Origin of the sequence: Singulisphaera sp. GP187, from assembly GCF_900129635.1 — a bacterium.
In the GTDB taxonomy this organism is placed as follows: Bacteria; Planctomycetota; Planctomycetia; order Isosphaerales; family Isosphaeraceae; genus Singulisphaera.
The window spans coordinates 1,426,675-1,453,169 of sequence record NZ_FSRB01000001.1 but is presented as its reverse complement, the minus strand read 5'-3'; the positions used below and the strand labels follow the sequence as shown (position 1 = coordinate 1,453,169).

Genomic DNA, 26,495 nt, shown 5'->3' with positions numbered 1-26,495 from the left:
AGACACTCAAAAGACCTCGAAATCAAAGGGATTGGAAACGTTCTCGGATAGTTCTTTAGCGAGTCGCAGAAGATTCACTCGCCTTCAATCGGTCAAGCAGGCGAGCGGGGAGCTTACGCTCCCCACTCGCCTGCAGAAAAATCAACAGATTCAAGAACATACGCAAGTCATTCTTGCTCGATTTCTATTCTTCGACCAGCTCCCAATGGAAGTTGGCCTTCGATCCGTTGATCGTCAGCTCGAGCCCATCCTCTTTTTCGACGAGTGGAACGGCGGGGCCCCGCGTTCCGTTATTGTCGAGCGGATAGGCCTTCACGTTCCCCTTGTGGCGCCAGAGCACCTTAGCGCGAATCGGTTCTTGAAGCAAAGGGGAGGTGCCCGGCTCGGCCACGTCGACCTTCAGCTCGTCCACCCAGCGAAACCCAGTCGGTTCGACTCGCGCGACGGCCGTCACAAGCAGGCGCTTGGTGGTGGCGATCGGAGCGGAGCCAACGGAGGAAGCGACAAGGACCGCATAGGGCTGGTCGGTCTCGAAAACGAGGTGCTCGAACACGGCGGCCTCGCCCCCCGGCCAGCCGGCCAATCCCTGGGTGAAGGGCGTCTCGATCACGAGCCGGCCCCGTTTCGGCTCCCACCCCGCAACGGCGCGGTTGGTCCGATGACGCAGGGGGGTTCGAGTGGCCTGGCCCGAATGAACGGTGTCGGCTCCGCTCCGCAAGAGCATCGAAGCGGCGTGCGGCCAGAGCGCAAAGATCTGGGGCATGCCGTTGACCACTTCCGGAAGCTGGAAGAGGTCTTCACCTCCGCCGGTCCCGGCCGCGGCGTTGCCCCACAGTTTCGGGTGCAGGAAGACCCCACGACGCACCAGGGCATCCCAATCGTCGGTCACGGCGATATCGACGGCCAACAACTGATCGGCCGCCTCGTAGGGCAAGGCCCATCCGCCTCGCGTCTGATGACACCACTGGCTGACCACGTACGGACGATCGGACCGGCGCTTGTGGGTCGCCCCGGCGATGAGCGCCCCGTCCTGGCTCCAGAGGAGCGAGCGACGCTCGGGGGCCGCCCATGGGGGGGGCGACCAGTAGAGCCGATCGTCGATCAGGTCGAAACCCTTCGCCGCTTGCTGTGCGGAGAACTCGGGATCACGCCGCCAGTGCGAGACACCGGCGATCGGCACCCGGAGCTTGTCCTTGCGCAGCGAATTCGCCATCTCGGTCCAGTGCGCTTCGCCGAGTTCCTGCCAGATCCGTCGGACTCCTCCCACCGTGCTCTTTGAGGCGAGGGTGCGGAGTGTACCGGAGTACTCGCTCGGCAACGACTCCGGCCGTTCGATCTGATCGAAGAGCGAAGTCTCCCCCGCGAGGGTGACCCAGGCTAGAACCGGATCGTCGCGCAGGGCGAGGCCCGTTTCCGGGTTCACGTGCTCGAGCAGGGCCTTGGCCGACTGGAGCGCGAGCTTGCCGAGCACCGGGTCGAACTCGGCCGCCGGCCCGCCCCCCGGAGGCAGGGCAAACGGATTGGCGACGCCGTCATCCGCGCGGAATCGCCGGGCGCTCTGCAACTCCAACGAGACGTAGACACCGCGTGCCTTGAGTGCGGCAATCAGGTGGTCGAGCCGGGCCAAGGCGTTGACATCAAACACCTTGGTATCGTCGCGTGTGTCGTCGTACAGGCTGCGATCGGGTCCGAGCGCGGTATCGAGATCGGCGAGCCGAACCAGGTTGACCCCCGACCGCGCCAGCCGATTGGCCAAGGCATCGGCGGCATCGGGTTCGAGGTAGGCGGAGGGGGGCAAGAGATAGACGCCGAAGAAGCGGGCGCGCCCCCCTTTGGAGAAGGCGAGCCGACCGTCACGGACGGTGACGAACCCATGCTTTCCCGCGGGAGCATCGAGCAAGAAGGACGCATCGAGCGCGGAGCTGGCGTCGATCGCTTTCGAAGGCGTTACGGCGGCCCACCCTGTCGTGTCGTCCTCGACGTGAAACGGAGTCCAGGCCCCGAGCTTGGGATCGGGCGATGAACTGACCACGACATCATCAACTCGCAGCAGTCCGTTGCTGTCCGACTTCTCGAACTGGAGCACGGCGCGGATCGCGCCGGCCGGGATTGGCACGGTGGCACGGGCGACCCGCCAATCGAACGTGCCGGCCCATCGAAAAACGTTGGCCCCGCCCCCGCCGCCTCCCACCGGCCGGCCGTTGCCATCGACAAAGAAAAGGTTCGCCGCCGCCCCCCCTGCTCCACGCAAACCTTGGCCGCGGACCCTGACCGAGACGTTCAGTTGGCCGAAGGGATCGATCGCCACCGCGAGACCGGTCAATGCGCGGGCGCCTGACTTCGGAAGCTCGATCGCCGAATCCGATTGAAAGCCCGGGAACGTGCGATGAGCGCCGTTTTCCAGGTTCCAGGCGAACGGAGCCGGATCTCCCAGCTCGAAATCGCCGTTGTTGACCAGATTCGTGCTCTCCGTGCCTCCGACCGGGACCAGCTCCACCGTCAGGCCGTCGAGTTCCAGGATCCCGGTGGCACCCAGGAGGCCCACCGACAAAATCGCGTCGCGGGTGCCGGGCGGAACGGGGATCCGCCGGGAGACCCGAGTCCATCGCCCGCTCGGTGTCCTCCCCCACGGGCCCAGGGTGCCTCGACGCAAGGCGCGAAGCCCTTCGCCGAGAAAATCGATCATCAAGCCGGGATCTTCACCGAGTCGTTCGCCTGCCTGGATCTGATCGAGCCGGATCCAGGCACCGATGACGACGGCCTCGGTCTTTCGGCCGTCGAGGCCGAAGGCACGGCTCAGCCGAGCGGGCCGTCCCGGCTTGCGGACCTCGAATTTCAGGTAGTGGGGACCGACCTTGCCCCCTTCCGCAATGAGCACGACATCTCGGGCGTTATACCAGCCATCAGGAACCCCGTCCTTGTTCGTGTCCCCCTCGAAATCGTCGAGCGCGGGAGGAGCGGGACGCTCGAGCTCCTCTTCCTGGCCGACGACCCATGGCCCGAATGCAATGAGCGAGAGGACGCCCAAGACCCAGAACCGAACGACCTTTCTCATGGCTTCTCCTTGTTCTTTCGGGCCTCGATCGCTTCTCGCTGAGCGCGGCCGGTCATGGGAACGAACAAGGTCGGACGGAGTTCCTTGAGGGTCAGCTTGCCGTCTTTTTTCGTCCCAAAATAGACCATCTGGTTGAATCGGTTCCCCACCGGAATCACGATCCGCCCCCCCTCCTTGAGCTGGTCGACCAGCGGTTGGGGGATCGCCTCAGGCGCACAGGTCACGATGATCGCGTCAAACGGCGCGGCGTCGGGCCAGCCGGCGTATCCGTCACCGATCCGGGTGTGAATGTTCGTGTACCCGAGATCCTTGATGACTTGAGCAGCCCGTTTCCCCAGCGGCACCTTGATCTCGACGGAATAAACCTCCTTGACCAGCCGCGAGAGGATCGAGGCCTGGTAGCCGGAACCGGTGCCGACTTCATAAACCTTATCGGTCGGCTTCGGCTGCAGCGACTCGGTCATGAACGCGACATCAAACGGTGGGGTGATCGTCTGCCCCTCGCCGATCGGAATCGATTCGTCATCATAGGCCTGCCTGCCGGTGCCCTCGGGAAGAAAGCGATGGCGAGGAACCGTACGGAACGCGTCGAGCACGCGCGGATCCTTGATCCCCCGTTCCACCAGGTGGCGCTCAACCATTCGCTTGCGGGCGGGCTCCGTCGGATCAGGAACAGCCGGGGCCGCCACCGGCTCGCCGCCGCGGGTTTGAACGACCGCGAGCCATGGGTTCGCGACACTCAGACCGATGAATAAAACGACCGTCGCCCGTGATGACATGGCGAATCCCCTTCTGGGAGAAGAGAGAACGAAAATCCTCGTAGGGGGGGGGGATCCCTCTGATGGTACACGGAGACTTGGCCCCCACGAAAGTTCTTGCCCCCCAGGCAAGAGCATCTGCACCCTCAACATAACCTAAAACGTTGCCGCAATTTCGAGTGAGCGGACGTTGAGCCCTCGGGTTCGAGAGGAATCCGCTTGGCCGCTCACCCACTTCCAGCTATACTGAGATTCCGCATAAACCCTTCTTCCAGGAACAGCGGCAAACTCGCCCTGTTCATTCACCCGAAGATGATGGGGGTGATCATGCCGATGCTGGCTTGCTTCATCCTATTAGCGTTGTCCGCCGATGCACCGGTCGACTCTTCTCGGCCGATTGTGTCCACGTTAAAAGGCCAGGTCGTTGAGCTGACCAAAGCATTGCACGAACAGGGACGAACGTTCGACGAGGCGCCGATCGCTACCCAGGTCGTGCTCAAAGACCAGGATAACACGCTCACCCCCCTACTCTCCGACGACGCCAGCCGAGCGCTCTTCCAGGACGAACGATTGCGAAACCGGCCGGCCGAACTCAGAGTCCGGCGGCTCCCCAAACTTCCCTACGTGCAGGTGCTCTCCTTCAAAGTCGAGTTCAATGGAACGCTCCGAACGCCCGAATACTACTGTGAGATCTGCTCGATCAGTGTCCGGTATCCGCAGACCTGTCCATGCTGTCAAGGTCCCATGGATCTACGCATGCAACCCAAGGATGATTGACACAGCGGTACGACAATGAAGTCGCTCCGGACGGAGCGCCCCACATTCGGGCCGACGGCGGCGGCACCGCCGGGGATGCCTTCCAATCATGGCGATGGTTAATGCCAACTATCTGCTCGGCCTGATCGCGATTTTTGCCGTCACGACCACGCTGTTCGGCATGATCTCGCTCTTTTGGGCCACCCGACGGCGCACGAAGCTCCCGGATTTCACTCCCCCGATCTCGATCTACAAGCCACTCAAGGGGCAGGATGAGGGCCTCGAGGCGAACCTTCGGAGCTTTTTCGCGCTCGATTATCCCACCTATCAACTGCTCTTCTGCGTGGCGGACAACGACGATCCGGCGATCCCGATCGTCGGTCAGTTGCTCGCCGAGTATCCGGAGCAAGATGCCCAGTTGATCGTCGGCTGCCCGTCTTTCGGACTTAACCCGAAGGTGGAGAGTCTCGCGGCGATGGATCGTTATCGCCGCCACGACACGATTCTGATTAGCGATTCGAACGTCCGGGTTCGCCCCAATTATTTACGGGAAACCGCCTGCTACCTGGCTGAGCCAGGGGTGGGGCTGGTCACAAACCTGTTCGTCGGCGTGGGCGAGGTTCAGACCGGAGCCGTCCTCGAAAATCTCGAGCTTAACGGGTTCATCGCCGGCGGCGTGGCCGCGGCCTCACTGCTTCGAATGACCTGCGTCGTGGGCAAGTCGATGCTCATGCCGGCCCGTGTGCTCGAGGCGATCGGCGGTTTCGCCGCCGTGCGCAACTTGCTGGCCGAGGACCAGGTGATCGGTATGCGGGTGCGCAAGGCGGGGTACGGGATCCGCCTGAGCCACCACGTCATCGAAAACGTCAACCAGACACGCGGGTTCCGCTGGTTCCTCAACCGCCACTCACGGTGGTACAAGATCCGCCGCCGACTCGCGTTTCCGACCTTCGTGATCGAGCCGACGGCAAACCTCGCGACGATTGGACTCGTCTGGGCCCTTTCGGGCGAGACGCACATCGCCTGGGGCGGCCTGATCGTCCTGGTCGGCCTGGGAATCGCACGCGACGCGATTCAGACCCGCTGGCTCCGGGGAACGTTCCCGAGAATGCGGCACCTCTTGCTCAGTCCGGCAAAGGATCTCTTCCTCTTACCGGTCTGGTTCGACGCCCTGGTGAACGATCGGGTCCAGTGGCGCGGGCATCGGTTCCGGATTGGCCGGTTCACCCGGCTTCGAGCCACCGGCATCCCCTTGACGGTCCGTCGCCGAATGCGCCGGGTGCAGAGGCTTCGATCGCAGCACGAACACGAAGGGTGATCGCGCCTGCACCGCTCCCCACAACTCAATTTCCCCTACGGATCGGATTGGATGGTGGATCCGCCATTCGTCCCCTGGAAGAAAGTAGTCTCTTGATGGAAGAACCGGCCGGTGCCCCCGAACCCGCCCCCCCCTCTGAGCCACACCCCTCGTCGATCTCGTTGGACCGCCTTGCTCGTCGGACCACCACAATCGGGCTTCGCCCCGGGCGCCGCAGCTCGTTGATCCTGATCCTGGCCGTATTTTTCCTGACCGTCAGCGACGCGCCTGGCCGCGCTGACACCTTGGCCAAAGTCCGCGCCGCCGGCCGCCTGGTCTATGGCAGCGATAAGGAAGGCGGAGGCCCGTACGCCTACCCCGACCCAAAAGCGCCGCGCGAGGTCACCGGCTTCGAAGTCGAGCTGATGAATGAGCTGGCCAAGGAACTGGGGGTTCGGGCCGTCTTCTCTCAAGGCCCTTGGGATCGACTGCTCAAGGTGCTCGACACCGACCGAGTCGACGTCGTGGTCAACGGCTACGAATGGACCGAGAGCCGGTCCCGGGACTACCTGGTGACCCGCCCCTATTACGTCTATCAGCTCCAACTGATGGCTCCACGCGGGGGCACGATCCAGTCGTGGGCCGACATCGAGCGGCCGACCCCCCGAAAGCAGCGCTGGCGGATCGGGGTCCTGAGCAGCTCGGCGGCCGATACCTTCGCGCGCGAGTCAGGGGGGGCGAACGTGGAGGTTCTCTCCTTCGACGGCGCCACCGACGCGATGACGGCGGTCCGCAATGGTCAGATTGACGCCACCCTTCAAGACCTTCCCGCCGCTCTCTATTATCGGAACCGGTTCCCCCACCTGGAACTGGCCGGCCCTCCCGTCGGACACGGCTACTACGTCATCTTCGCCAGGAAAGAAGACGAAGCGCTGCGCCGCGAGCTCGATCGCGCGATCGGTCGCCTCGTCGAGTCGGGATCGCTTCGCAGCCTCTATGAACGGTACGGCCTCTGGAACGACGCTCAGGACGAACTGGCCGGATGGACCGGCGCCAAGTTCGTCGCCACGGGTTCCGGCCCCCCGCGAGGTTGGTCGATGCTCTGGCAGTATCGAACGCTCTTATTCGATGCCGCCTTGATGACGATCCTCCTATCGGTAACGTCGATGCCCTTGGCGATGGCGATTGGCTTGTTCATCGCGCTGGGACGACTCTACGGGCCCCGATTTCTCCGCATCATCCTCTCGGCCTATGTCGAGCTGCTGAGAGGGACGCCGTTGATGCTGCAACTCTTCATCTTGTTCTATCTACTCAAGTTGCCCCCGCTCGTGGCGGGAATCGGCGGCCTCGCGATCAACTATTCGGCCTATGAGGCGGAGATCTACCGGGCCGGTCTGCAAGCGATCCCGCCGGGCCAGATGGAGGCCGCGCTGGCGCTCGGGATGTCTCGCTGGATGGCATTGCGCCGGGTGATCGTGCCTCAGGCGGTCCGGATCGTGATTCCGCCGGTGACGAACGACTTCATTGCCTTGTTCAAGGATACGTCGGTCTGCTCGGCGATCACCTTGGTGGAGTTGACCAAGCAATACTCGATCCTGGGCAACAGCACGGGGGGCTGGATCGAGTTCGCCCTGGCAACCGCGGTGCTCTACATGGCGATGAGCCTGCCGCTTTCCTGGTTCTCACGCTGGTCCGAACGTCAACTTGACGCCGCGGCGGCGAAAGGAGGGGGATTGAAATGATCGAAGTGAACGGCCTGATCAAGTCCCACGGACCGCTGCAAGTCCTCCGCGGCGTGAGCCTGACCGTCGCCCATGGTGAGGTCGCCGCGATCATCGGCCCCTCGGGAGGGGGTAAGAGCACCTTCCTCCGTTGTTTGAACGGGCTCGAGACGTTCCAAGGAGGTTCGATCGCCATCGACGGACTCCGGCTCGAGTCCGACACCCCGGCCGCGGTCCGCGACCGGACCCTCAGGCGGATTCGCCTGGAAGTTGGCATGGTCTTCCAGAGCTTCAACCTCTTCCCCCACCGGACGGTCCTGGCCAACGTCACCGAAGGTCCGGTCTACGTCCGAGGTCTCGGCCAGGACGAAGCCGAGGACCGGGCCAAGCGACTGCTCGACCGGGTCGGCCTGGCCGACAAGCTGGGGGCGATGCCCCGTCAGCTCTCGGGGGGGCAGCAACAGCGCGTGGCCATCGCGCGAGCCCTGGCCATGGAACCGCACGCGATCCTGTTCGATGAGCCCACCAGCGCCCTCGACCCGCGAATGACCGCCGAGGTCCTCGCCGTGATGACCGACCTGGCCTCGGACGGACTCACGATGATCGTCGTCACCCACGCCATGCGATTCGCCCGCCAGGTGGCCCATACCATTCACGTCTTCGGCGAAGGGCGAGTCATCGAGTCGGGCCCCCCCTCGCAGATCTTCGACGACCCGCTCCAGGAAGCGACCCGAATGCTTCTGTCGGAAGTGCAGGCTGCATGACGATATTGATGAGGAAACGGCTCGGCTCCGGAGATCGTAGCCGTTACCCCTCGATCATGGATGTACGTCTGTCATGGAACCGACCACTGACATCTCCTGGGATGAAGCCCAAGCCGACCTCCGTCCGCTCTTAAGGACCGATAACTGGACGAACGTTGCCTACTTAACCGCAGAATACCTATGGCTCGGGCTCGTCCTCTGGGGATGTTCGGCCGGGTTCAACGCGTGGTCGACCGGTCGGCTCTCGACGCTCGGCTTCGTGCCCTGGGCCCTGGTCGGAGTGGCGTTGGTGGCCGTCTCGCAGCACCGGCTTTCCGGCCTGGCGCACGACGCCAGCCACTACACGCTGTTCAAGAACCGGCTGGCCAACGAGCTCGTTTCCGACCTCTTTCTGCTCTTCCCGCTGGTGGCGATGACCCAGCAGTATCGCATGGCCCATTTCGGCCACCACCAGTTCGTCAACGATCCGGAACGCGACCCCGACCTGATGCGGCTCAATCATTCGGAGCCCCATGACTTCCCGATCAGCAAGCCCCGGTTCTGGCAACGCTACGTGCTCCGCGGGCTCTGGCCCCCGTCGATCCTCCGCTACCTGTTCGGCCGCGCCAAAGCGGCGAACCTCGGGACCGCCGAGCCCAGCCCGGTCGTCCGCACCGCCTATCCCAAGTCGGTCGCCCGCCGGCTCCGGGGTTCGTACTGGCTGGCCGTGCTGGCGACGGTGCAGATCCTCCACGTCTGGCCGATCTTCGGCCTCTTCTGGGTGGTGCCCCTGCTGACGATTTACCCGCTCCTGATGCAGCTTCGCGAGATCGCGCACCACAGCAATGCGCCCGACGATGGCGACCTCACCAACTCGCGGATCTTCCGCGTCAACCCACTCTGGAACGCATGCGTCTTCCCCTACGGCCAAGCGTTCCACCTGACCCACCACCTGTTCGCCGTGGTCCCGCACTACCACATCGCCGAAGCGCATCGGCGATTATCCCGGCACCGGCCGTACCGTGAAAACGTTCAAATCTGCGAAGGCTACTTCTTCCGGCGATTGGGCACGAACGGCCCCTCGGTGCTCGAAGTCCTGGCGCGAAAGTCGGCCATTCCGGCCCCCAAATCGCTCACGCGACGACCAGGCCGCGTCCGGGTCGACTGACACCCGAACCACCTACCGCCCCGTGGGGTAAACAGGGCCCACCCCACGGGCAAACATCAACGACAAATCCGAATTTCCGAAACTCGACTCCCTCACCTCGCGATTCTCTCTTCCCAGCAACGGACCGCCCTTCTATACTGTACAAACAGTCATAGCCAGATTCTCGGGGGGCCAGGTTGGGAGAAATCGACGGATGGATGCGATCACGATCGAGCAGGTCTCCCAGACGGTGGATGCCGTCTACCGAACCGAATCGCGCCGGGTGTTCGCGACCCTCGTCCGGCAGCTTGGCGACTTCGATCTTGCGGAGGAAGCGCTTCATGAAGCCTTCGCCGCGGCGTTGGAACAGTGGTCGCGCGATGGCTTGCCGGCAAATCCGCGAGCATGGCTCGTTTCCACCGGCCGGTTCAAGGCGATTGACGCCATTCGCCGGCGCGTCCGATTTGATTCCACACTCGTGGAATTGGCGAGACAACTCGATCAAGTCACGCCCGCCGTCGAGGGTGACGACGAAGCAGGGGTTGAGGACGATCGCCTGCGGCTCATCTTCACTTGCTGCCATCCGGCCTTGCCGCCGAGCGCGCAGATCGCCCTGACGCTGAGGGAGGTCTGCGGCCTGAAGACCGAGGAAATCGCCAGCGCCTTTCTGACCGCCCCCGCGACGATCGCCCAGCGGATCGTGCGCGGCAAGGCGAAGATCCGGGACGCCCGCATCCCCTACCAGGTGCCGGCGCTCCTCGAGCTTCCCGAACGGTTGGACTCCATCCTCACGGTGGTCTATCTCGTGTTCAACGAGGGGTACTCAGCCTCGTCCGGCGAGGCGCTGAACCGTACCGATCTTTCGGACGAGGCGATTCGCCTGGGACGGCTCCTCCTCGAGCTGTTGCCGGATCCGGAGGTGATGGGACTGCTCGCCCTGATGCTGATCCAGGAATCTCGCCGCGCCGCGCGGTCGACGTCCGATGGCGATCTGATCCTCCTGGAGGATCAGGACCGTTCGCTCTGGAACCGATCGCACATTGATGAGGGGCGAGCGCTGGTCGCGCGAGCGCTCGCGTCCCAACAGTTCGGTGTCTATACCATCCAGGCGGCGATCGCGGCCGTGCATGGCGAAGCACCGACCGCTGCGGCAACGGACTGGGTTCAGCTCGTGGCCCTGTACGATGTGCTCGTGCGCGCCCAGCCATCGCCGGTCGTGGAATTGAACCGGGCGGTGGCGGTGGCGATGCGCGACGGACCGGAGGCTGGGCTCGATCGAATCGACGCCATCCTGGCGAGCGGCGACCTGGCCGATTACCACCTGTCCCATGCCGCGCGTGCCGACATGTGCCGGCGGCTGGGAAGAACGGCCGAAGCCAAGGAGTCGTACCGGCGGGCGCTCACGCTCGCGCGGCAGGAACCGGAACGTCGGTTCCTCGATCGACGCCTCCGCGAACTGGGTTAAAAAAAATTCGGCCCCCTGTCGAATCGCCGCAGCGCCGAACGACAACTCGACGTTCAAGGCCGTTGCACTTCCCACTCTTGGAGAAAAATGATGCGATTCGTATGCCTGGGTTACCTGGACGAGGCGAAGTGGGGCGAAAGGTCGGAGGCCGAGCAAGCCGCCATGATCGAAGACTGCTTCGCATACGACGACGAACTTCGGAGAGGCGGACACTTCCTGGGAGGGGAAGCGCTCCAAAGTCACCGCAACGGCGCCACATTGCGATCACGCGATGGGGACGTCGTGGTCACCGACGGACCGTTCGCCGAGACCAAGGAACAGCTCGGGGGTATCCTTTTTCTCGAGGCAAGAGACCTGAACCACGCGATCCTGTTGATGTCCAAGCATCCGGGAATTCGCCACGGGGCCTTTGAAATTCGCCCTGCCGACGAGGAGTTCAACGCGTTGATCGCTGCCAGGAAGCCGTAGGCCCGTCGTCGAAATCACGCCGAGTCCCCGGTTATCAGCACTCAGCAACAGCGAATCCACACATTCTAACACCGTTTATCCCCAATCAAAAAAAGGAAAAATCGATGTTTTCAGAACCTCAGAAAGAGCACCACTGGCTTGACCGGCTCGTCGGCGAGTGGTCCAGCGAATCCGAATGCATTATGGGACCGGATCAGCCGGTGATGAAGTCGCACGGGGTCGAAGTCGTCCGGTCGCTGGGCGGGCTCTGGATCGTCGCCGAAGGTGAAGGCGAGATGCCGGGCGGCGGCGCCGCAAAGTCCATCATGACGATCGGCTACGACCCGCGGAGCCAGCGTTATGTGGGGACTTTCGTCGCCTCAATGATGTCGCATCTCTGGATCTACAACGGATCGCTCGACGCGGCCGAAAAGGTGCTCACGCTCGACGCCGACGGTCCCGACTTCAGCGGCCAGAACACGGCCAAGTACAAGGACAGTATCGAGTTCGTCGACGACGACCACCGGGTCATGACGTCGCGAGTTCTCGGCGAAGACGGCACCTGGAATCAGTTCATGACGGCTCATTACCGTCGCAAGCGATAATCCTCCGTACTCGGCAACCTCAATCCGGGAGACCGACCATGAAATACATGCTGCTCATCTATAGCAACGAGAACGCGTGGACCGAGGGCGAGCGGGAAAAGTGCTACGCCGAGTCGATCGAGTTGACCCGGCAACTGCACGCGAACGGGCAGTACCTGGGCGCTTCGCCGCTGCATCTGGTCTCCACGGCGACCAGCGTTCGGGTTCGCGACGGAAAACGACTCATCACCGACGGCCCGTTCGCGGAAACGCGTGAACAACTCGGCGGCTACTTCCTGATCGAGGCGACCGATCTCGACGAGGCGATCGAGATCGCCGGCCGAATCCCGGGCGCCCGCGTGGGCACCGTCGAGATCCGACCGATCCTGGAGCTCTACGGTCTCCCGAAAAACAACTGATATCTACACACATGACCACAATTAATGACACCCATTTAAAAGGATTTTACTCATGCAAGCCGAGGCGGAACCCGCGCGTAATTCAATGACAACGCGCTACGCCGGCCGGTTCCTGACCGGTCTCGTGGTCCTGTTCCTGCTCTTCGACGGCGGCGCGAAAGTGATGATGGTGGCTCCCGTCGTCAAGGCGTCGACCGAGCTCCAGGTCCCCGAACGGGTGATCCCTGGAATCGGGATCGTCCTGATCGTGGCGACGCTCATCTATCTGATCCCGCAAACTTCGGTCCTGGGAGCCATTCTGCTCACCGGCTATCTTGGCGGCGCGACCTGGACTCACGTCCGTATGATAGGCGGCCCGGTCTTCCCGATCGTGTTCACGTGCCTCTTCAGCGCGATCATCTGGGGCAGTCTCTACCTGCGAGAACCCCGGTTGCGGGCACTCATTCCGTTGCGTTTGCAGCCCAGAGAGACGCCTGCTCCTCGCCCGGCGCAAAACCAATAACATCAAGACAAGTTCAAATCACAACTCTTTGATTGCACGAAGGAGGGGCGACCGTCAGCGCCGGACTAAGCGGTTGACAGTCGCCCCTCCGGTGCTGGCAAGGACGGCATGACCTCGCTGACGAGCGTTCCCGCGGGCGGCTGGCAAAACCACAACCATGCGATTACATGCGCAACCATCGATAGGCTGCAATCACCAGTTCTAGAGCGGTTCGCGACCGGCTGGCGCACGGAAAAAGGGGACAGGCACCCGGCCTCCAAAGCGTTCGGCGAGATTCAAGGGCTCAGGGGCCGGGAGCCAGTCCCCTTTTTCCTCCGCTGTGCGCAATGCAAAGGAAAACCGCTCTAATTCCGCAGGCTTGACAACGGGGCGGGGATCCGGCCGCCGTGGCGGACGAATGCGGTGCTTCCGCCGGCGGCGTGGATCGGCAAGATCGCCATCTCGCCGAAGAGGCCGCCGAACACGGCGCGTTCTCCCGCGACCTTGCCGGGCACCGGGATCACCCGGACGGCGGTCGTCTTGTGGTTGATGACGCCGATCGCGACCTCGTCGGCAATGAGCGCGGCAAGGGTCTCGGCGTCGGTGTCGCCCGGGACGGCGATCATGTCGAGGCCGACCGAGCAGACGGCCGTCATCGCCTCGAGCTTGGCCAAGGTCAGGTCTCCGACCTCGACCGCTTTGGCCAAGGCGGAGTCCTCGCTGACGGCCACGAACGCGCCGGAGAGGCCGCCAACTGACGAGGAGGCGAAGCTTCCCCCCTTCTTGACCGCATCGTTCAAGAGGGCCAAGGCCGCGGTCGAGCCCGGCGCACCGATCCGGACCACGCCCATCGCCTGGAGGATTTCCCCGACACTGTCGCCGACCTGCGGCGTGGGGGCCAGGGACAGGTCGACGATCCCGAACGGGACCCCGAGTCGCGAGGCGACCTCGCGGCCGATCAACTCACCGACCCTCGTGACCCGGAAGGCCGTGCTCTTGATCTCCTCGGCGATCTCCCCCAAGGTCAATCGCGTCGACGAATGAGCAAGCAAGTCTTCGATACCCGCTTTGACGACCCCGGGGCCGCTCACCCCGATATTGATCACGCAGTCAGGCTCCCCCACTCCGTGAAACGCGCCCGCCATGAACGGGTTATCGGTCGGCGCGTTGCCGAAAATGACGAGCTTGGCGCAGCCGAACCCGTCATGATCGCGGGTGCGTTCGGCGGTGTCTTTGAGAACATGCCCCAGCGCGAGGATGGCATCCATGTTGATCCCGGCCGCCGTCGTGCCGACGTTGACCGAGGCACAGACGCGTTGGGTGGTCGAAAGGACCTCGGGAAGCGCTTCGATCAGGCGGCGATCTCCTTCGGTCGTGCCCTTCTGAACCAGTGCGGTGAACCCACCGACCAGGTCGACCTCCACTTCGGCGGCGACCGCGTCGAGCGTCCTGGCCACCGCGAGATAACCTTCGGCCGTATGCCCGGCGGCCACCGACGCGATCGGGCTGACGGCGATCCGGCGATTGACGATCGGGATCCCGTACCGCCCTTCGACTTCAAGGCAGACGGCGCGGAGCCGGCCCGCGAACCGGAGCAGCCGCTCGCGGATCCGGCCACAGAGGACCGAGATGTCGGGCGAGGCGCACGGCTGAAGGTCGATGCCCATGGTCACCGTCCGCACGTCGAGCTTGTGCTGGCGGATCATGCCGAGAGTGGACAGGACGTCCTCAGTGCGGTGCAACGGCGTCTCCTTGCAGTTTCCAGGCCGGCCCGACGCGTACGGGGCTGGGCTCACTGGTTGCCAGAAAAATGTTTTCGTGCTGAACGTAGGCTTCCAGACCATGGTCGCGGCCGAACCGCTCGAGCTCGGCCCGAACCGTGCTGGGCGAGAGATCGGGCGGGAGGAACGCCTCCATGATCAACGAGAACCGAGTGCCGTCTACCCGCGCGTGCAGGTCGACGATGTTCACCCCGTTCGCGGCAAGGCAACCGGCGATCCCGTGGATGTTGCCGATCCCATCGCCACCGAGCACCGTCAAGATGAACCGCTCGCCGTTTGGGACCGGCGGCTCCAACGCCTCTTGCTTCATCTCGATCACGGCGACCGTCAGGTCGAACCGCTTGCCGCGCTCGGCGATGATCTCGGCCAACTGATGGGGTGTGCGCGGATCGGGAAACTCCACGGCAAGGATGATGGTGAAACAACCGCGCATGACCGTCTGGCTGAGCTCGAGGATATTCCCCCCTTGATCGCGCAGGGTCCCCGCCACCGAATAGACAATCCCAACCCGATCGACCGCCGTGACCGTCACAATATAAGTAGACATGCCCGACCCGTAATGAATGAGGAGGGATCGAAACAAACGCAGGATCGATCAAGTCACGACTGGGCGACGGTGTGCCTATTTAAGGACGCGAAGGTCCGCTGGCCGCCACGGCGAGGGCCAGCCAGCCCACGAGGAAGCTGAGCCCACCGAGCGGGGTGATCGCCCCGAGCCATCTCTGACCTGAGAGCACCAAGATGTAGAGGCTCCCCGAAAAGAGGAGCGTCCCCACCAGAAACGCCCAGCCCGCCACCGAAACCGCGCCGCCCGTTCTCCCATGAATCGCCAGCAAGGCGACCGCGCCGATCGCCAACGCATGATACATCTGGTATCGCGCGGCGGTCTCAAAGTTCTCGATCATGCGATGCTTACTCGTTCGCGCCTCAAATGAGTCGCTCTCCTCAACCTTGAAGCGATCGCGCAGCGAGTGAGCCCCAAAAGCCCCGAGGGCGACCGAGAGAAACCCCGAGATCGCGCCAATTCTCAGCCAGGCCCAACCAGACATTGCACCACCTTTTCCAAGCCAGAGTGGATTCCATGGTGGGCCGTGCCCACCCTAACAAAAGAATTCAAATCAGCATTTTCTGTTTTGTAGGAAAGGCACAACCCACCATCTTCGGCTCACGCCAGAATCTGACCAACTGCCGGGGCGCCTTCTTCGTTCAAGATCAGGGCTCGCGCTTCCGCGGCCAGGAAAAGCGAACCGGTCACGCAGATCAGGCCGTCAGGCCCGGTCCGCTGCCGCGCCAAGGCGAGGGCCTCGGCAGGGTCGGCTGTCGCGAGCGCCACACGGCCGTCGAGTTCCTCAATGGTGCGCGCAATCTCTTCGGGGGCCACGGAGCGCGGATTCTCAAGGTAACGGGTGACGATCACTTGATCGAAGAGAGGCAAGAGGGCCTGGAGCTGACCCCGCAGGTCTTTGTCCCGGCTCGTGCCGAAGATCAAGGTGCGCCTTGTGGTCGGAAAACAGACTTGCAAGGTCGACGCCAGCGCCTCGGCGGACGCAACGTTGTGCGAGCTATCGACCACCAGCCAGGGAGCTTCACCGAGCACTTCGACTCGCGCAGGCCAACGTAACGACGCGAAGCCGCGGACCACCGCGTCACGTCCCACGTTCCATCCCCGTTCGGCCAAAACGTCGAGACTGGCCAGGGCCACGGCGACGTTGCCTGCCTGATGAGGCCCCAGGAGCGGGAGCTCGATCTCCCCCCAGTCGGTTCGCCAGGTATTTACATGAACGCGGCCTGCGGTCGGGCGGGTCAGGGGAGTCCCCGGTGGGGTGTATTGATAGCGGAAATCACAATCGAGCTCGCGTAAATGGCAGCGGCGTTGCGCCGCCACGTGCCGAATCGCGTCGCGGGCTTCCGGCGCGGTGACACCACTGATCGCAGGGCAGTCGCGCTTCAGAATCCCCGCCTTTTCGGTGGCGATGGCGCCCAGGGTCGTGCCGAGCTGGCGGATATGGTCGAACGAGATCGTCGTGATCACGGCGAGCTCGGGATGAACCACGTTCGTCGAGTCGAGCCGTCCTCCCATCCCAACCTCGAGGACCACCGCCCCCGTCTGCTTTCTCTGGAAGTGGAGCAGACCCATCGCGGTCGTGATTTCGAAAAAGGTGGGACCACGATACCGACTATCGGCGCAGACCGCATCAAGCGTTTCCACGGCGGGGCGAACCGCATCCGTGAGGGCGATCAGCTCGTCGGCAGTCGCGGCTTCGCCGTCGACGCTGAATCGCTCTTCCAGGCGATGAAGGTGAGGCGAGCAGAAGAGGCCGGTGCGCAGGCCCGAGGCCGAGAGCGCCGCGGCGATCATCACCGAGGTCGACCCTTTCCCTTTGGTCCCGGCGACGTGGATGATCCGGAGCGACTCGTGCGGGTCGCCGAGCAGCCGAAGCAGCTTTCGCATCCGTCCGAGACGGAGCTCCTCGGTAAGCTTCGGCATGCCCAGCCACTCATAGTTGAGGCGGCCGTAAAGGAAGTCGAGACGATCTTGGTAGTCGACGTTCATGTCGGGACGGCGGATCACGCCTCCCCCTTCTCAGCCTGGGTCGGTCGTGAGTTCCATGTCAGCCAGGATCCGCTCGACGCGTTCCTGAAGGTCGGTGAGCGAGAGTCCCTTGACCCAATAATCCGTCACCCCGACCGCAAAGCTTTCGAGCCGGGTGTCCGAATCGCCGAGGTTCGAGAGCATCACGACCTTGAGGTTGGAGGAGTCGGATTCCTCCCGCAACCGCTCGAGCACCTCGAAGCCGTTGAGCTTGGGCATCCAGACGTCGAGAATCAAGAGCGCCGGCTTTCGATCCATCACCAGGACGATCGCTTCCTCACCGTCGCACGCCTCCCAAACCTCGTGCCCCGCGGCGCGAAGGCAGGTGGAGTAGATCGCCCTGAGATCGGGTTCATCATCGGCCAGGACGATGTTCACTCCCATTGCGAGCCGCCCTCCTTGTCCCTCACCGGCCGGCGTCAGAGATCCGCCCCGACGGGAAGGATTTTAGCATACCTCGGGTGTTCGAGCGACTACCACGTCAGCCATCCTTCATTCCGGGTCAAGCCCTCCCCACTGGCCCCGCGCTTCCGGAAGCACGGGCCGCGGGACTGCCAAGTCGAGACGAAGTGGGCCGATCCCGCGTTTGCGAGTCACCGGCTTGCCCCCGATCCGCGTTCAACCCCAGCAACCAGCCCGCCATGGGTTCGGTCGCAAGGTCGGGAGCCACGAGCGCGGTGGGTCGACCCAGATCCTCAAGGATTCCTTCGGCGGTCCGATAGCCGCTTCTTACCGCCCCTTCCATCGTGGCCGGCCAGCCCGTATCGGTCCAGTCGCCTGCCAGAAAGAGCCCGTCGATGGGGGTCCGCTGCAACGGCCGATGGGCTTCGACACCCGGCCTGACCGCGAACGTGGCCCCATGTTCGGTCACGACCCAAGAACGAACCAAGGTCGCCTCTCGGGTCGCCGGCCAGATTTCGGCGAGTTCCTTCATCACGGCGTCGAGGATCGCGGCCTTGTCCAGAGCCAGAAGATCGTACGATGCGCTGATGACGAGCTGCAGATACTCCCCTCCTTCCCCGGTCGCGGAACGACCTTGGATCGCCGTGTGATTAAAGACCCATTGGATCAAGCGGCCGACGGTCACGACGTGGTCAAAAGGGCAGACCGAGCGGTCAAACCAGAGATGGACCCCTGTGATCGGGGACGCCTGGAGGACATCCAGCGAGGTGAGCGCGGGGAGCTTCGCCAGAAGGTCGTCCGGCAGCAGCGCTCGAACGCGATCGAACGGCACGGCCATGACGACGAAGTCGGCGTCGATCGACTCCCCCGAACGGAGAGTCACGCCCCGGATCTCCCCCTCAGAATCCATTTTCACCGCGCGCACGCCGGTCGTCAATCGAACGGTGACATCGTGGTCCCGCAGCCAGGTTTCGAGCCTGGTCCCGTAGAGTTCCCCGAGCGGGACGAGGGGAATCTCCATCTGGAAACCAGCGCGATTGCGAAGGAAGCCGTCGATGAAGATTTTGCGGGCATGGCCCACATCCATCTGCTCGAGCCGCTCATTGAGCGCAGAGACCAGAACGGTCGCCCAGTAGAGGTTGATCGTCCGGATGGTCTGTCCGTGCCTGAGGAGCCAGTCGGCGAACGACTCGCCGGGTCGATCGTCGCGGCTCGATCGGAGACAGGCCAGGCCGTACGCGACGCGCAGCTTCTCGCTCCACCGCAGGTAATTGGCCCGCAAAAAGCTTCCGGCGAGATGAAAAGGCGCGGGCAGGAGGCCGGCGCGGAGCCTCGAGATTCGCCCCTCCGGGCTGAGAAAGACGATCGCCTCCTCGCGCCGAAAGAGTTCATGGATATTGACACGTCGGCAGAAGTCGGTCAGGTTCGTACAGCAGGTCATGGTGACGTGTTGACAGTTATCGACCGACTCGCCGGTCGCCGGGTCAACGAACGAGCTCGCCCGGCCTCCCAGCCGGGGACGGCTCTCGATCACGCTGATCCTGACGTCGTGACCGGCCAGGGCCGTGGCCGCCGCAAGGCCCGCGAGGCCGCCGCCGACGATCAGGACGTGGGGAGGAGCGGGGGCATAGGTCGGCGCCTGAGACGAGTTCAACACCGCGGGACCTCCGCTCGGCTTGGTTCCGAACGCTCGAAACGGCCCGAGAACGAGCGAACCGTAATCGCGGCCTTGCGCCAGGGGGAGAGCGAAACCCGACTGGCCAGGACCTCGTAGCGGCGACTGACGATTTCATCGAGCAGCCGGCGATAGATCCCGACGATCGTGCGATGCACCGGCCGCCCTACCGGCTCGATCAAGTGGTCGAGGTCGGCGCCCTTTTCATAGTACTCGTAGGCGCGTTGCGCCTCGAACGCGAGCAGGCTCCGCAGTCGATCGCTGGTTCGGTCGGCGACCAGGTCTTCAGGAAGCACGCCAAACCGATCGAGGTCTTCCTGGGGAAGATAGATCCGCCCACGGGTCGCATCCTCGCGCACGTCGCGGAGGATGTTGGTCAGTTGCAAGGCCACACCGCACGCCTCGGCCAGTTCTTCGGCGCGCCCCCCGTCCGAGCGGTATCCCCAGATATGGATACAGCTCAGACCGACGACCGAGGCCACCCGATAGCAATAGCCGTGGAGATCCTCAAAGGTCGCAAACGGACGAGGGTCGAGATCGATCTCGACGCCATCGATGACCTCGTCGAGATAGCGCCGGGGGATCGTGTGCCGCTCCACCGTGTCGACCAGGGCGGGCAGGCCCGGCCAGCAGATCGCCGCGCCGCCCGTGAGTGCCTGATCGACGCTCCGTCGCCAGGCGTCGAGCCGCGCACGCTGCTCGAGCGCGGGGGCCGGTTCGTCGGCCAGGTCGTCAGTGTGCCTCAGGAACGCGTAGAGTGCACACATCGACCGACGGAGCGGCGCGGGGAGCACGAGGAAGCTGTAATAGAAGTTCTTTGCTTCCTTGCGTGACAGGGCGCCACAGAATCGATAGCTGGCCCGGAGTGCATCATTCATGGCCGAGTCCCTCCTTGGCCGGTCGGGATTCGATGGCTTCCCCCCATCGACCGTGCAGCGTGATCGAGCTTGGTCGGGCGTGGCGTCACGGGGCTCGGGCGACAGAACAAGGCACGCGCGAGCAAGCCGAACTTCGCGAGCTTACCCAATCGGGGCCGGCTCGTCAGCACGTCGAAGCCTTGCCCTTCGATCCGATCGAGGATTGCCAGCCCGCCTCGCGAGAACAGGTCAACATCCACCGCAATGTCACGCGGCAGCAAGAGCGCCAGCCGGTGCCCACCTTCGAGCAAGGCACGCGCCCGATCGACCTCGAATTTCAGGAGGGCCGCAAACTCGGGCGTGAACTTGAGTTCATGCAAGGCGGCGTCGGAGTAACCAAACCGCTGGCGATCCTCGCGCGGCAGATAGATCCGGCCGATGGCCAGGTCGCGTGCCACGTCCTGCCAGAAGTTCGCCAGTTGCAAGCCGGTGCAGGTCATGTCGGAGAGTCGGACGTTCTCAGCGTCGAACGACCGGGCCAGGTAGAGCATCAGATGCCCGACCGGGTTGGCGGATCGGGTGCAATAGTCGAGCAACTGGTCATAGGTTGGGTAGTCAGTGAGGTCCTGATCCTGCTCGAAGGCCGAGATCAAGGCCTCGAACGGCTCGATCGGGATCGAAAACTCCGCGACTGTCTCTCGGAGTGTTTGCATCACGGGGTGACGCGCGGGCACGCTCCCCTCATACATTCCCCGCAGTTCACCCCGCCACCAGGCAAGCAGTTCGCGCGACTTTTGGCGATCGCCGATCTCGTCGCCGAGGTCGTCCGACCAGCGGCAGAAGGCATAGATGCTTTGAAAGGCCGGGCGGAGCCGGCGCGGGGTGAGCCAGGTCACCACGCTGAAATTCTCGTAGTGCGAAGCGGTCAGGCGGGCGCAGTAGGCTCGTGATTCCGCCAGAGTCATCGAGTACGTGGCATCCGGGCCGTACTGGCGGAGGTCATCCAAGAAGGGCATCGGGGCATCCTGGTTGCGTTTCGGCTGCGGGCATCGTGCCCGATTCTAGTCTCCCAGGTCGCCACCCGCCAGACGCCTCAATCGTTCCCGGCGGCTCGGGCGATCGAGATCGAGCTCGCGGTTCGAAACGATCCGCCCCGGACGCGCGGCAATTGACCCACTCCACCAGCCTGGTCAGAATCGTGCGGTTGCTGGACCCAAAGGCGACGCAAACGGGTCCGCGTTCCACGAGACGCTCGAGAAACTCAAAAAAAAGGGAGAAGCTGCTGATGATACGAACCACACTCGGGTTGGCTGTTGCTTTGACGCTCGCGGCGACTTCGGCCGGGGCCGCCGACGGGGAATTCAAGGCTCTCTTCAACGGCAAAGACCTGAGCGGATGGGTGACCCCCGCCGACAAGACCCTCTTCAGTGTCGAGAATGGCGAGATCGTCGGCCGCACCAAAGGGAATCTCAAGAAGAACGAGTTCCTCGTCACCGAGAAGCCCTACGGCGACTTCGTGCTCAAGGCCAAGGTCAAGCTCCGCAATCACAACTCCGGAATTCAGTTCCGCAGCAAGCGCGCCGACGACGGCGCCGTGAGCGGACCGCAGGCCGACGTGGCCAACGGTTACTGGGGCCTGCTCTATGAGGAGCGGGGTCGAGGGATCCTTGAACAATTCGACAAAGAGAAGGCTGAAGCCCTGATCAAGAAGAACGACTGGAACGACTTCGTGATCTCGGCCAAGGGGGATCATGTCACGATCGACATCAACGGCACCCGCGTGATCGATCGCGTCGACCCGAAGTTTGCGAAGGAAGGGATCATCGCCCTCCAGGTCCACACCGGCGAACCGATGGAGGTCCGCTACAAGGACCTCGAAATCAAGACGGCCGACTGACCCCGCCAAGCGGGTCCACAATCCGCGGCGCGACGCCTTGGCCCCTCCTAACGAAGGCCAAGGCGAGCGCCGCGGTTCCTTGCGCCCGGAGTGCGCGTCCGAGGTTCAAGGCCACGGCACTCTCGGAAACAAAGGGAGCGGAGAGAGGCGCTTTCTCGAGCTGGGGTCGTGTATAATCCGAACTTGCAGTCGCGGATCCTGCCGCCGAAGTACCAACGGTTTCGAGTCCCGAGACCTGATCATCTCGGCCATTCGGGCCTCTGACCTACTTCCCGCGCGTTCTCCATCCCGGACGAGCAAGCCGACCGCCATGCCCACCAGACTTCCCTCGAGCGACGCCCCTTCCGAGGACGATTCGCCCGCCTTGTTGGGGGAAGAATCACGAACCAGGCTGATCGCCGAAACGGTGCTCACCCCTCTGCCCGAAGCGGTCGAGGTGGGAGAGGAGGAGGAGTCGACTCTCGAGAAGCTGGTCGACGCGGCCTTTCCTCCGCAACCCGAGGATGAAGACAGTCCCGACCAACAACCGGTGCCCCTCGATTCTGAAGCCGAGGCGGACTTCAAATCGCCCCCGGAAATCGCCTACCAGCTCCCCGGCCTCGACGACCGAGAGCGCTCGCTGCCGATTCGCCAGGGGGATCTCACCCGGCTCCTCATCGCCGAACCCGACCTCTCGGACCTGGAACGGCAGCAGCTCGCCGCCCTGGGAGCGATTCTCGGCGCCACCTTCCACAGTGAGTTTTACAACAAGCTCCAGCACTTGAAGGAGCGGTACGCTCCCCTCGACCCCGACTCGGACTATGTGAATCTCAAGGACCACTCGATCCAGGTCGACCCGAACTCGGACGAAACCTTCCTTCGCGCTCTGGAAGACGCCCTGACGCGGGCCAACTACAGCGCCCTCGACCTGGAGATGATCGAGCAGGCAATCCGGGCGCCAAATGAGAAGGGACTGACCTATGTCCCGGACTTTACGCTCTTCGAGCATCTCAAGGTCTGGGTTCGCGGGTACACACGGATCAGTCGAGACGCCAGGTCGGCCCGGACCCGGTTCCGCAAGCGTACCGTGCATCTCGACGCGTACCAACGTCTCGTCGTCGCCTTGAAATTCAAGCCAGGGTTGAAGTTAGGTCCCCACGTCCGCTCCGACGTACTCTACTTGCGGATGTTCAAGGACGTGCCGCACGTCGACATGGAAATGCATCTCCCCGAACAGGGGACCAAGGTTCGCATGCGATGGATCGACAAGGCGCAAATTGCCTCGCCGCTCGTCGTGGGCCTCCCGACCCTGGCCATGAAAATCTTTGCAGCCGTCGGCTATCGCCTCTTCTCGTTGGCCTTCTTGCCGTGGGGCGTGATGGGGGGGCTCATGATTGCGCCGATCAGCGCGGGGATCAACTCGTTTTTCGGGTTCCACCGCGCCAGGGCGAAACACCTCAGTGCGATGATCAACAGACTCTATTATTTAACTCTGGCCAACAACGCCAGCGTCCTCACCCGGATGATCGACTCGGCGGAGGACGAGGAATACAAGGAGGCCATGCTCGCCTACTTCTTCCTCTGGAGATCGGCCCAGGCCCCCACCCCCCTGACCCTGACCGAAGCCGAGCTCGACGCCCGGATCGAACGCTATCTGACGCTCAAAACCGGCGTCGAAATCAATTTCGAGGTGAACGACGCCCTCGACAAGCTTTTCCGGCTCGGTCTCGCGTTCCGCGAGCCCTCCGGAGCGTTACGGGCCGTCCCGATCGAGAACGCCCTGATCGCCCTCGACCGGCAGTGGGATCAGACCTTTCGGTATTCCTGAATCGGGTCGGCACGCCCCCCTTTTGATCGGGCTGAGCGACAAGAATTGCCCGGTCCCGAAAAAAGACCGATTTCTCTGCGCCGGAATCGCCATTAGAATAAAGTGGGACCTTCAGTCCGAGAGTGCCGAACGCTGCCGACGGCCCGGACTCGTCAGTCGTCACTTGGTGTCGCCCATGCCTGGACCAGGGCCGTGACTTGGCCCGCCAGCGTGGATCAGGCTACAATGACGGAATTGAGGCGTGCAGCGACGTCGGGCCGTTTGCCCCACCCCCGGTCCCACCCTCCTTCCGCGCCTTTGCCCTCCCCTAGGTGTCTATCATGGCGACCGCCACGAAGAAGAATCCTTCGTCTCCCTCTCATCCTGTTGACTCACGATCCGGGGTGGTGGGCGGCATCCTCGGCGTCTTCGACGCCATCTATCGATTCCTGGCCTCGCTCAAGCTCGCGGTCTTCAGCCTGGCGAGCCTGGCGTCGGTCCTGGCCTACGCCACCTTCTTCGAGTCCTGGTACGGCGCCAGCGCGGTGCAGGAATGGATCTACCAGACCAAGTGGTTCGCCGTCCTGCTCGCCTTCTTAGGGGCAAACATCCTCTGCGCAGCCTTGATTCGGTTCCCCTGGAAAAAACGGCAAACCGGCTTCGTGATCACTCACGTGGGTCTCTTGACCTTGTTGGCCGGTTCCTTTTATAGCCTCAAAACCGCCGACGAAGGACAGGTCGGCATGGTCGAGGGGCAATCCCGGCAAGAGCTCGTCCGGATCGACTATCCGGTCATCCGGGTCTGGCCGATCGACCCCGAAACCAAGAAGCCGACCGACGAGGAATACCGCCTCCCGTTCCGACCGGGCAACTTCGCCTGGGGGCCGGGGAGTCCTCGGCCTCGGAGCGTGGTCGGGTCGGTTGCGAGCACCCTGACCGCCGGCATGTTCGATGCCCGGAAGGACGACGGTGAGGTGCTCACCAGTCCCCAAGATCCGATCAAGTTCGTGGTCAAGTCGCACATCCCGGCCTCGGCCTGGACGACCGCCCACGTCGCCGACCCCGCCGGCATTCCAATGGTCAAGGTCCGCGTGCAAGCCAAAGCCCCCGGGCAGGTACGGCCGATGGACGCGTTCGGATCCGGCCAGGGCGAGGACCGTTGGATCACGCCCACCGACGACAAGCTGATCCAGGTCTTCAAACGCCTGAACCGGGTGGTCAAGCGCCAAGGGCCCGCAACGATCGCGTTCACCTACGTCGATCGCCCGGAGCTGGTCGAAGACTTCCTGAATCCGCCCAAAGACTCGGGACCGAGCGGGATCGCTCGCTTCCGCTATCGCGACAAGGCGAACCAGGCGAAAACGTATGAATGGAAGCTCGAGGACCAGAAGGACAAAACCGTCACGTTGCCCGATAGCGACCTGATCGTCACGTTCAAAGGGGCGACCCTGATTCCGGCCGGGCTCGATGACTTGCTGGGCGATCCCGACATCCCGGTGGCCCACTTCAAGATCAAGCGGGGCGATGGTCCCGAGGCCGACTATTACGGCTGGGCGCTGATGCCGATGGTCCCCAGCCTGATCCCGAACCCCGACAAACCCGAGCTCTCCAAGGAGCCGTTGGCGGAGATCAGCTACTTCCTCCCCCCGACACTCGACAAGGCGGCCGGCCGGCTCGGGCTGATCGAGATCCTGGGGACGCCCCAAGGAACCCTTTACCACCGGATCTTCGGCCGAGGTAAGGGCGCGGTCGCCGAGGTGCGCGGAGTTGGTCCCCTGGCCAAGAACAAGGAAATCGTGGCCTTCGGCGGCAACCCGGGCATGCCCATGACCATCTCGTTCGAGGTGGAAGACTATCTCACCGGGGGCCGCGAGGAACAGGTCTGCGAGCCGATCGTCCTCCCCAAGGGGCAGCAGAGCAACGGCCTGGCCGCCAGCCTCGTGGCGATGACGGTCAAGAACGGCGACCGACCGACCACCAAGGAGTTCTGGATCCGCCGCTCCCCCACGCTTGAACCGGTCCCCCAGCGGGTCTCATTCCCCGACGGTGATTACGACGTGGTCTACGACGTCGACCGGAAGCCGCTGGCGTTCTCGCTCAAGCTCGATGACTTCAAGGTGGAGTTCGACCCCGGCACGCAGCAGGCGTCGAGCTTTACGAGCAAGGTTCGGCTCTCCGACGACACGATGGCGATCAAGAACAAACCCCACACGATCTCGATGAACGAGCCGATGACGCATCGCGGTTACACCTTCTACCAGGCGAGCTATGCTCGCGAGCAAGACCCGCACACCGGACGAGAGACGGGCCGGTTCCAGTCGATCTTCCAGGTCGGCATCGACCCGGGCCGCTCGATCAAGTATCTCGGCTGCCTGCTGATCGTCATGGGGGCATTCGTTCAGTTCTACATGCGGGCCGGCCTCTTCTCCGACGGCGGCAAACGCGAGCGTGCCCTGGCCGAGGCCAAAGCCCGGGCCAAGGCCAAACCAGGCGAGCACTCGCCCGTGGCGAACGACGTGGAAGTGGTATCGGAGTCGGACGAGACGCTGTAGCCCGAGTGAGATCACCGTAAAACGTCGGGCCGCCACACTCCTGAACTCCTGAGATCAGGGTCTCGGATTCGTTTCCCTC

The 26,495-nt window shown here is 63.5% G+C and carries 23 protein-coding genes; 13 read left to right on the top strand and 10 right to left on the bottom strand.

The window, feature by feature from the left end; translation table 11 throughout:
* Positions 1-184: 184 nt before the first annotated feature.
* Complete coding sequence (locus BUS42_RS05670) at positions 185-3,055, bottom strand: hypothetical protein (protein ID WP_074306003.1); 2,871 nt, start codon at positions 3,053-3,055, stop codon at positions 185-187.
* A complete protein-coding gene (locus BUS42_RS05665) occupies positions 3,052-3,834 on the bottom strand; it encodes a protein-L-isoaspartate(D-aspartate) O-methyltransferase (RefSeq protein WP_074306001.1) in 783 nt (260 codons plus the stop codon). Before BUS42_RS05665 ends, BUS42_RS05670 begins: the two co-directional genes overlap by 4 nt.
* A gap of 306 nt (positions 3,835-4,140) precedes the next feature.
* Between BUS42_RS05665 and BUS42_RS05660 the strand changes: the two genes are divergently transcribed.
* From BUS42_RS05660 to BUS42_RS05615, 10 genes are all read left to right on the top strand, one after another.
* Positions 4,141-4,590 (top strand): hypothetical protein, encoded by a 450-nt coding sequence (locus tag BUS42_RS05660; RefSeq protein ID WP_074310735.1) that lies wholly within the window; start codon positions 4,141-4,143, stop codon positions 4,588-4,590.
* 88 nt (positions 4,591-4,678) lie between these two features.
* Positions 4,679-5,887, top strand: coding sequence for a ceramide glucosyltransferase (locus BUS42_RS05655; protein ID WP_074305999.1), 1,209 nt, complete (start codon positions 4,679-4,681; stop codon positions 5,885-5,887).
* A gap of 95 nt (positions 5,888-5,982) precedes the next feature.
* Positions 5,983-7,608, top strand: coding sequence for an ABC transporter permease subunit (locus tag BUS42_RS05650; RefSeq protein WP_074305997.1), 1,626 nt, complete (start codon positions 5,983-5,985; stop codon positions 7,606-7,608).
* Positions 7,605-8,351, top strand: coding sequence for an amino acid ABC transporter ATP-binding protein (locus tag BUS42_RS05645; RefSeq protein WP_074305995.1), 747 nt, complete (start codon positions 7,605-7,607; stop codon positions 8,349-8,351). The genes BUS42_RS05650 and BUS42_RS05645 overlap by 4 nt, the downstream gene beginning before the upstream one ends.
* A gap of 73 nt (positions 8,352-8,424) precedes the next feature.
* A complete protein-coding gene (locus BUS42_RS05640; protein WP_074305993.1) occupies positions 8,425-9,498 on the top strand; it encodes a fatty acid desaturase family protein in 1,074 nt (357 codons plus the stop codon).
* Positions 9,499-9,691: 193 nt separating this feature from the next.
* A complete protein-coding gene (locus tag BUS42_RS05635; RefSeq protein WP_074305991.1) occupies positions 9,692-10,942 on the top strand; it encodes an RNA polymerase sigma factor in 1,251 nt (416 codons plus the stop codon).
* Between the two features lie 87 nt (positions 10,943-11,029).
* A complete protein-coding gene (locus tag BUS42_RS05630; protein ID WP_216821009.1) occupies positions 11,030-11,410 on the top strand; it encodes a YciI family protein in 381 nt (126 codons plus the stop codon).
* A 104-nt stretch (positions 11,411-11,514) separates the two neighbouring features.
* Positions 11,515-11,994: a DUF1579 domain-containing protein gene (locus BUS42_RS05625; protein WP_074305988.1), complete on the top strand. Its 480-nt coding sequence runs from the start codon at positions 11,515-11,517 to the stop codon at positions 11,992-11,994.
* Positions 11,995-12,032: 38 nt separating this feature from the next.
* Positions 12,033-12,392: a YciI family protein gene (locus BUS42_RS05620; protein WP_074305986.1), complete on the top strand. Its 360-nt coding sequence runs from the start codon at positions 12,033-12,035 to the stop codon at positions 12,390-12,392.
* Positions 12,393-12,444: 52 nt separating this feature from the next.
* Positions 12,445-12,894, top strand: a complete 450-nt coding sequence (locus tag BUS42_RS05615; RefSeq protein WP_074305984.1) for a DoxX family protein — start codon at positions 12,445-12,447, stop codon at positions 12,892-12,894.
* A 344-nt stretch (positions 12,895-13,238) separates the two neighbouring features.
* Here BUS42_RS05615 and BUS42_RS05610 read toward each other — a convergent pair whose 3' ends face one another.
* The 8 genes from BUS42_RS05610 to hpnC all read right to left on the bottom strand — a co-directional run bounded on the left by BUS42_RS05610 (position 13,239) and on the right by hpnC (position 21,197).
* A complete protein-coding gene (locus BUS42_RS05610) occupies positions 13,239-14,615 on the bottom strand; it encodes a PFL family protein (protein ID WP_074305982.1) in 1,377 nt (458 codons plus the stop codon).
* On the bottom strand, positions 14,602-15,201 hold the full coding sequence (locus tag BUS42_RS05605; RefSeq protein WP_254053326.1) for a glycine cleavage system transcriptional repressor: 600 nt from the start codon (positions 15,199-15,201) through the stop codon (positions 14,602-14,604). The genes BUS42_RS05610 and BUS42_RS05605 overlap by 14 nt, the downstream gene beginning before the upstream one ends.
* A 79-nt stretch (positions 15,202-15,280) precedes the next feature.
* Positions 15,281-15,703, bottom strand: a complete 423-nt coding sequence (locus tag BUS42_RS05600) for a DUF423 domain-containing protein (RefSeq protein WP_074305980.1) — start codon at positions 15,701-15,703, stop codon at positions 15,281-15,283.
* 116 nt (positions 15,704-15,819) lie between these two features.
* Complete coding sequence (locus tag BUS42_RS05595; protein WP_254053325.1) at positions 15,820-17,226, bottom strand: bifunctional folylpolyglutamate synthase/dihydrofolate synthase; 1,407 nt, start codon at positions 17,224-17,226, stop codon at positions 15,820-15,822.
* A 12-nt stretch (positions 17,227-17,238) separates the two neighbouring features.
* The gene (locus BUS42_RS05590; protein ID WP_074305978.1) at positions 17,239-17,631 is read right to left on the bottom strand and encodes a response regulator; all 393 of its coding nucleotides are present in this window, start codon (positions 17,629-17,631) and stop codon (positions 17,239-17,241) included.
* 118 nt (positions 17,632-17,749) lie between these two features.
* Entirely contained in the window at positions 17,750-19,306 is a 1,557-nt protein-coding gene (gene hpnE / locus BUS42_RS05585; protein ID WP_143206250.1) for a hydroxysqualene dehydroxylase HpnE, read from the bottom strand.
* The gene (locus BUS42_RS05580; protein ID WP_074305976.1) at positions 19,300-20,202 is read right to left on the bottom strand and encodes a phytoene/squalene synthase family protein; all 903 of its coding nucleotides are present in this window, start codon (positions 20,200-20,202) and stop codon (positions 19,300-19,302) included. Before BUS42_RS05580 ends, hpnE begins: the two co-directional genes overlap by 7 nt.
* Positions 20,199-21,197, bottom strand: a complete 999-nt coding sequence (gene hpnC / locus BUS42_RS05575) for a squalene synthase HpnC (protein WP_074305974.1) — start codon at positions 21,195-21,197, stop codon at positions 20,199-20,201. The genes BUS42_RS05580 and hpnC overlap by 4 nt, the downstream gene beginning before the upstream one ends.
* Before the next feature lie 269 nt (positions 21,198-21,466).
* On the opposite strand from hpnC, the gene BUS42_RS05570 reads away from it, so the two are divergent.
* The 3 genes from BUS42_RS05570 (at position 21,467) to BUS42_RS05560 (ending at position 26,416) form a co-directional block, all read left to right on the top strand.
* Positions 21,467-22,078: a 3-keto-disaccharide hydrolase gene (locus tag BUS42_RS05570; protein ID WP_074305972.1), complete on the top strand. Its 612-nt coding sequence runs from the start codon at positions 21,467-21,469 to the stop codon at positions 22,076-22,078.
* 310 nt (positions 22,079-22,388) lie between these two features.
* On the top strand, positions 22,389-23,885 hold the full coding sequence (locus tag BUS42_RS05565) for a DUF3754 domain-containing protein (RefSeq protein WP_074305971.1): 1,497 nt from the start codon (positions 22,389-22,391) through the stop codon (positions 23,883-23,885).
* 320 nt (positions 23,886-24,205) lie between these two features.
* A complete protein-coding gene (locus tag BUS42_RS05560; RefSeq protein WP_074305969.1) occupies positions 24,206-26,416 on the top strand; it encodes a cytochrome c biogenesis ResB family protein in 2,211 nt (736 codons plus the stop codon).
* Positions 26,417-26,495: the final 79 nt, after the last annotated feature.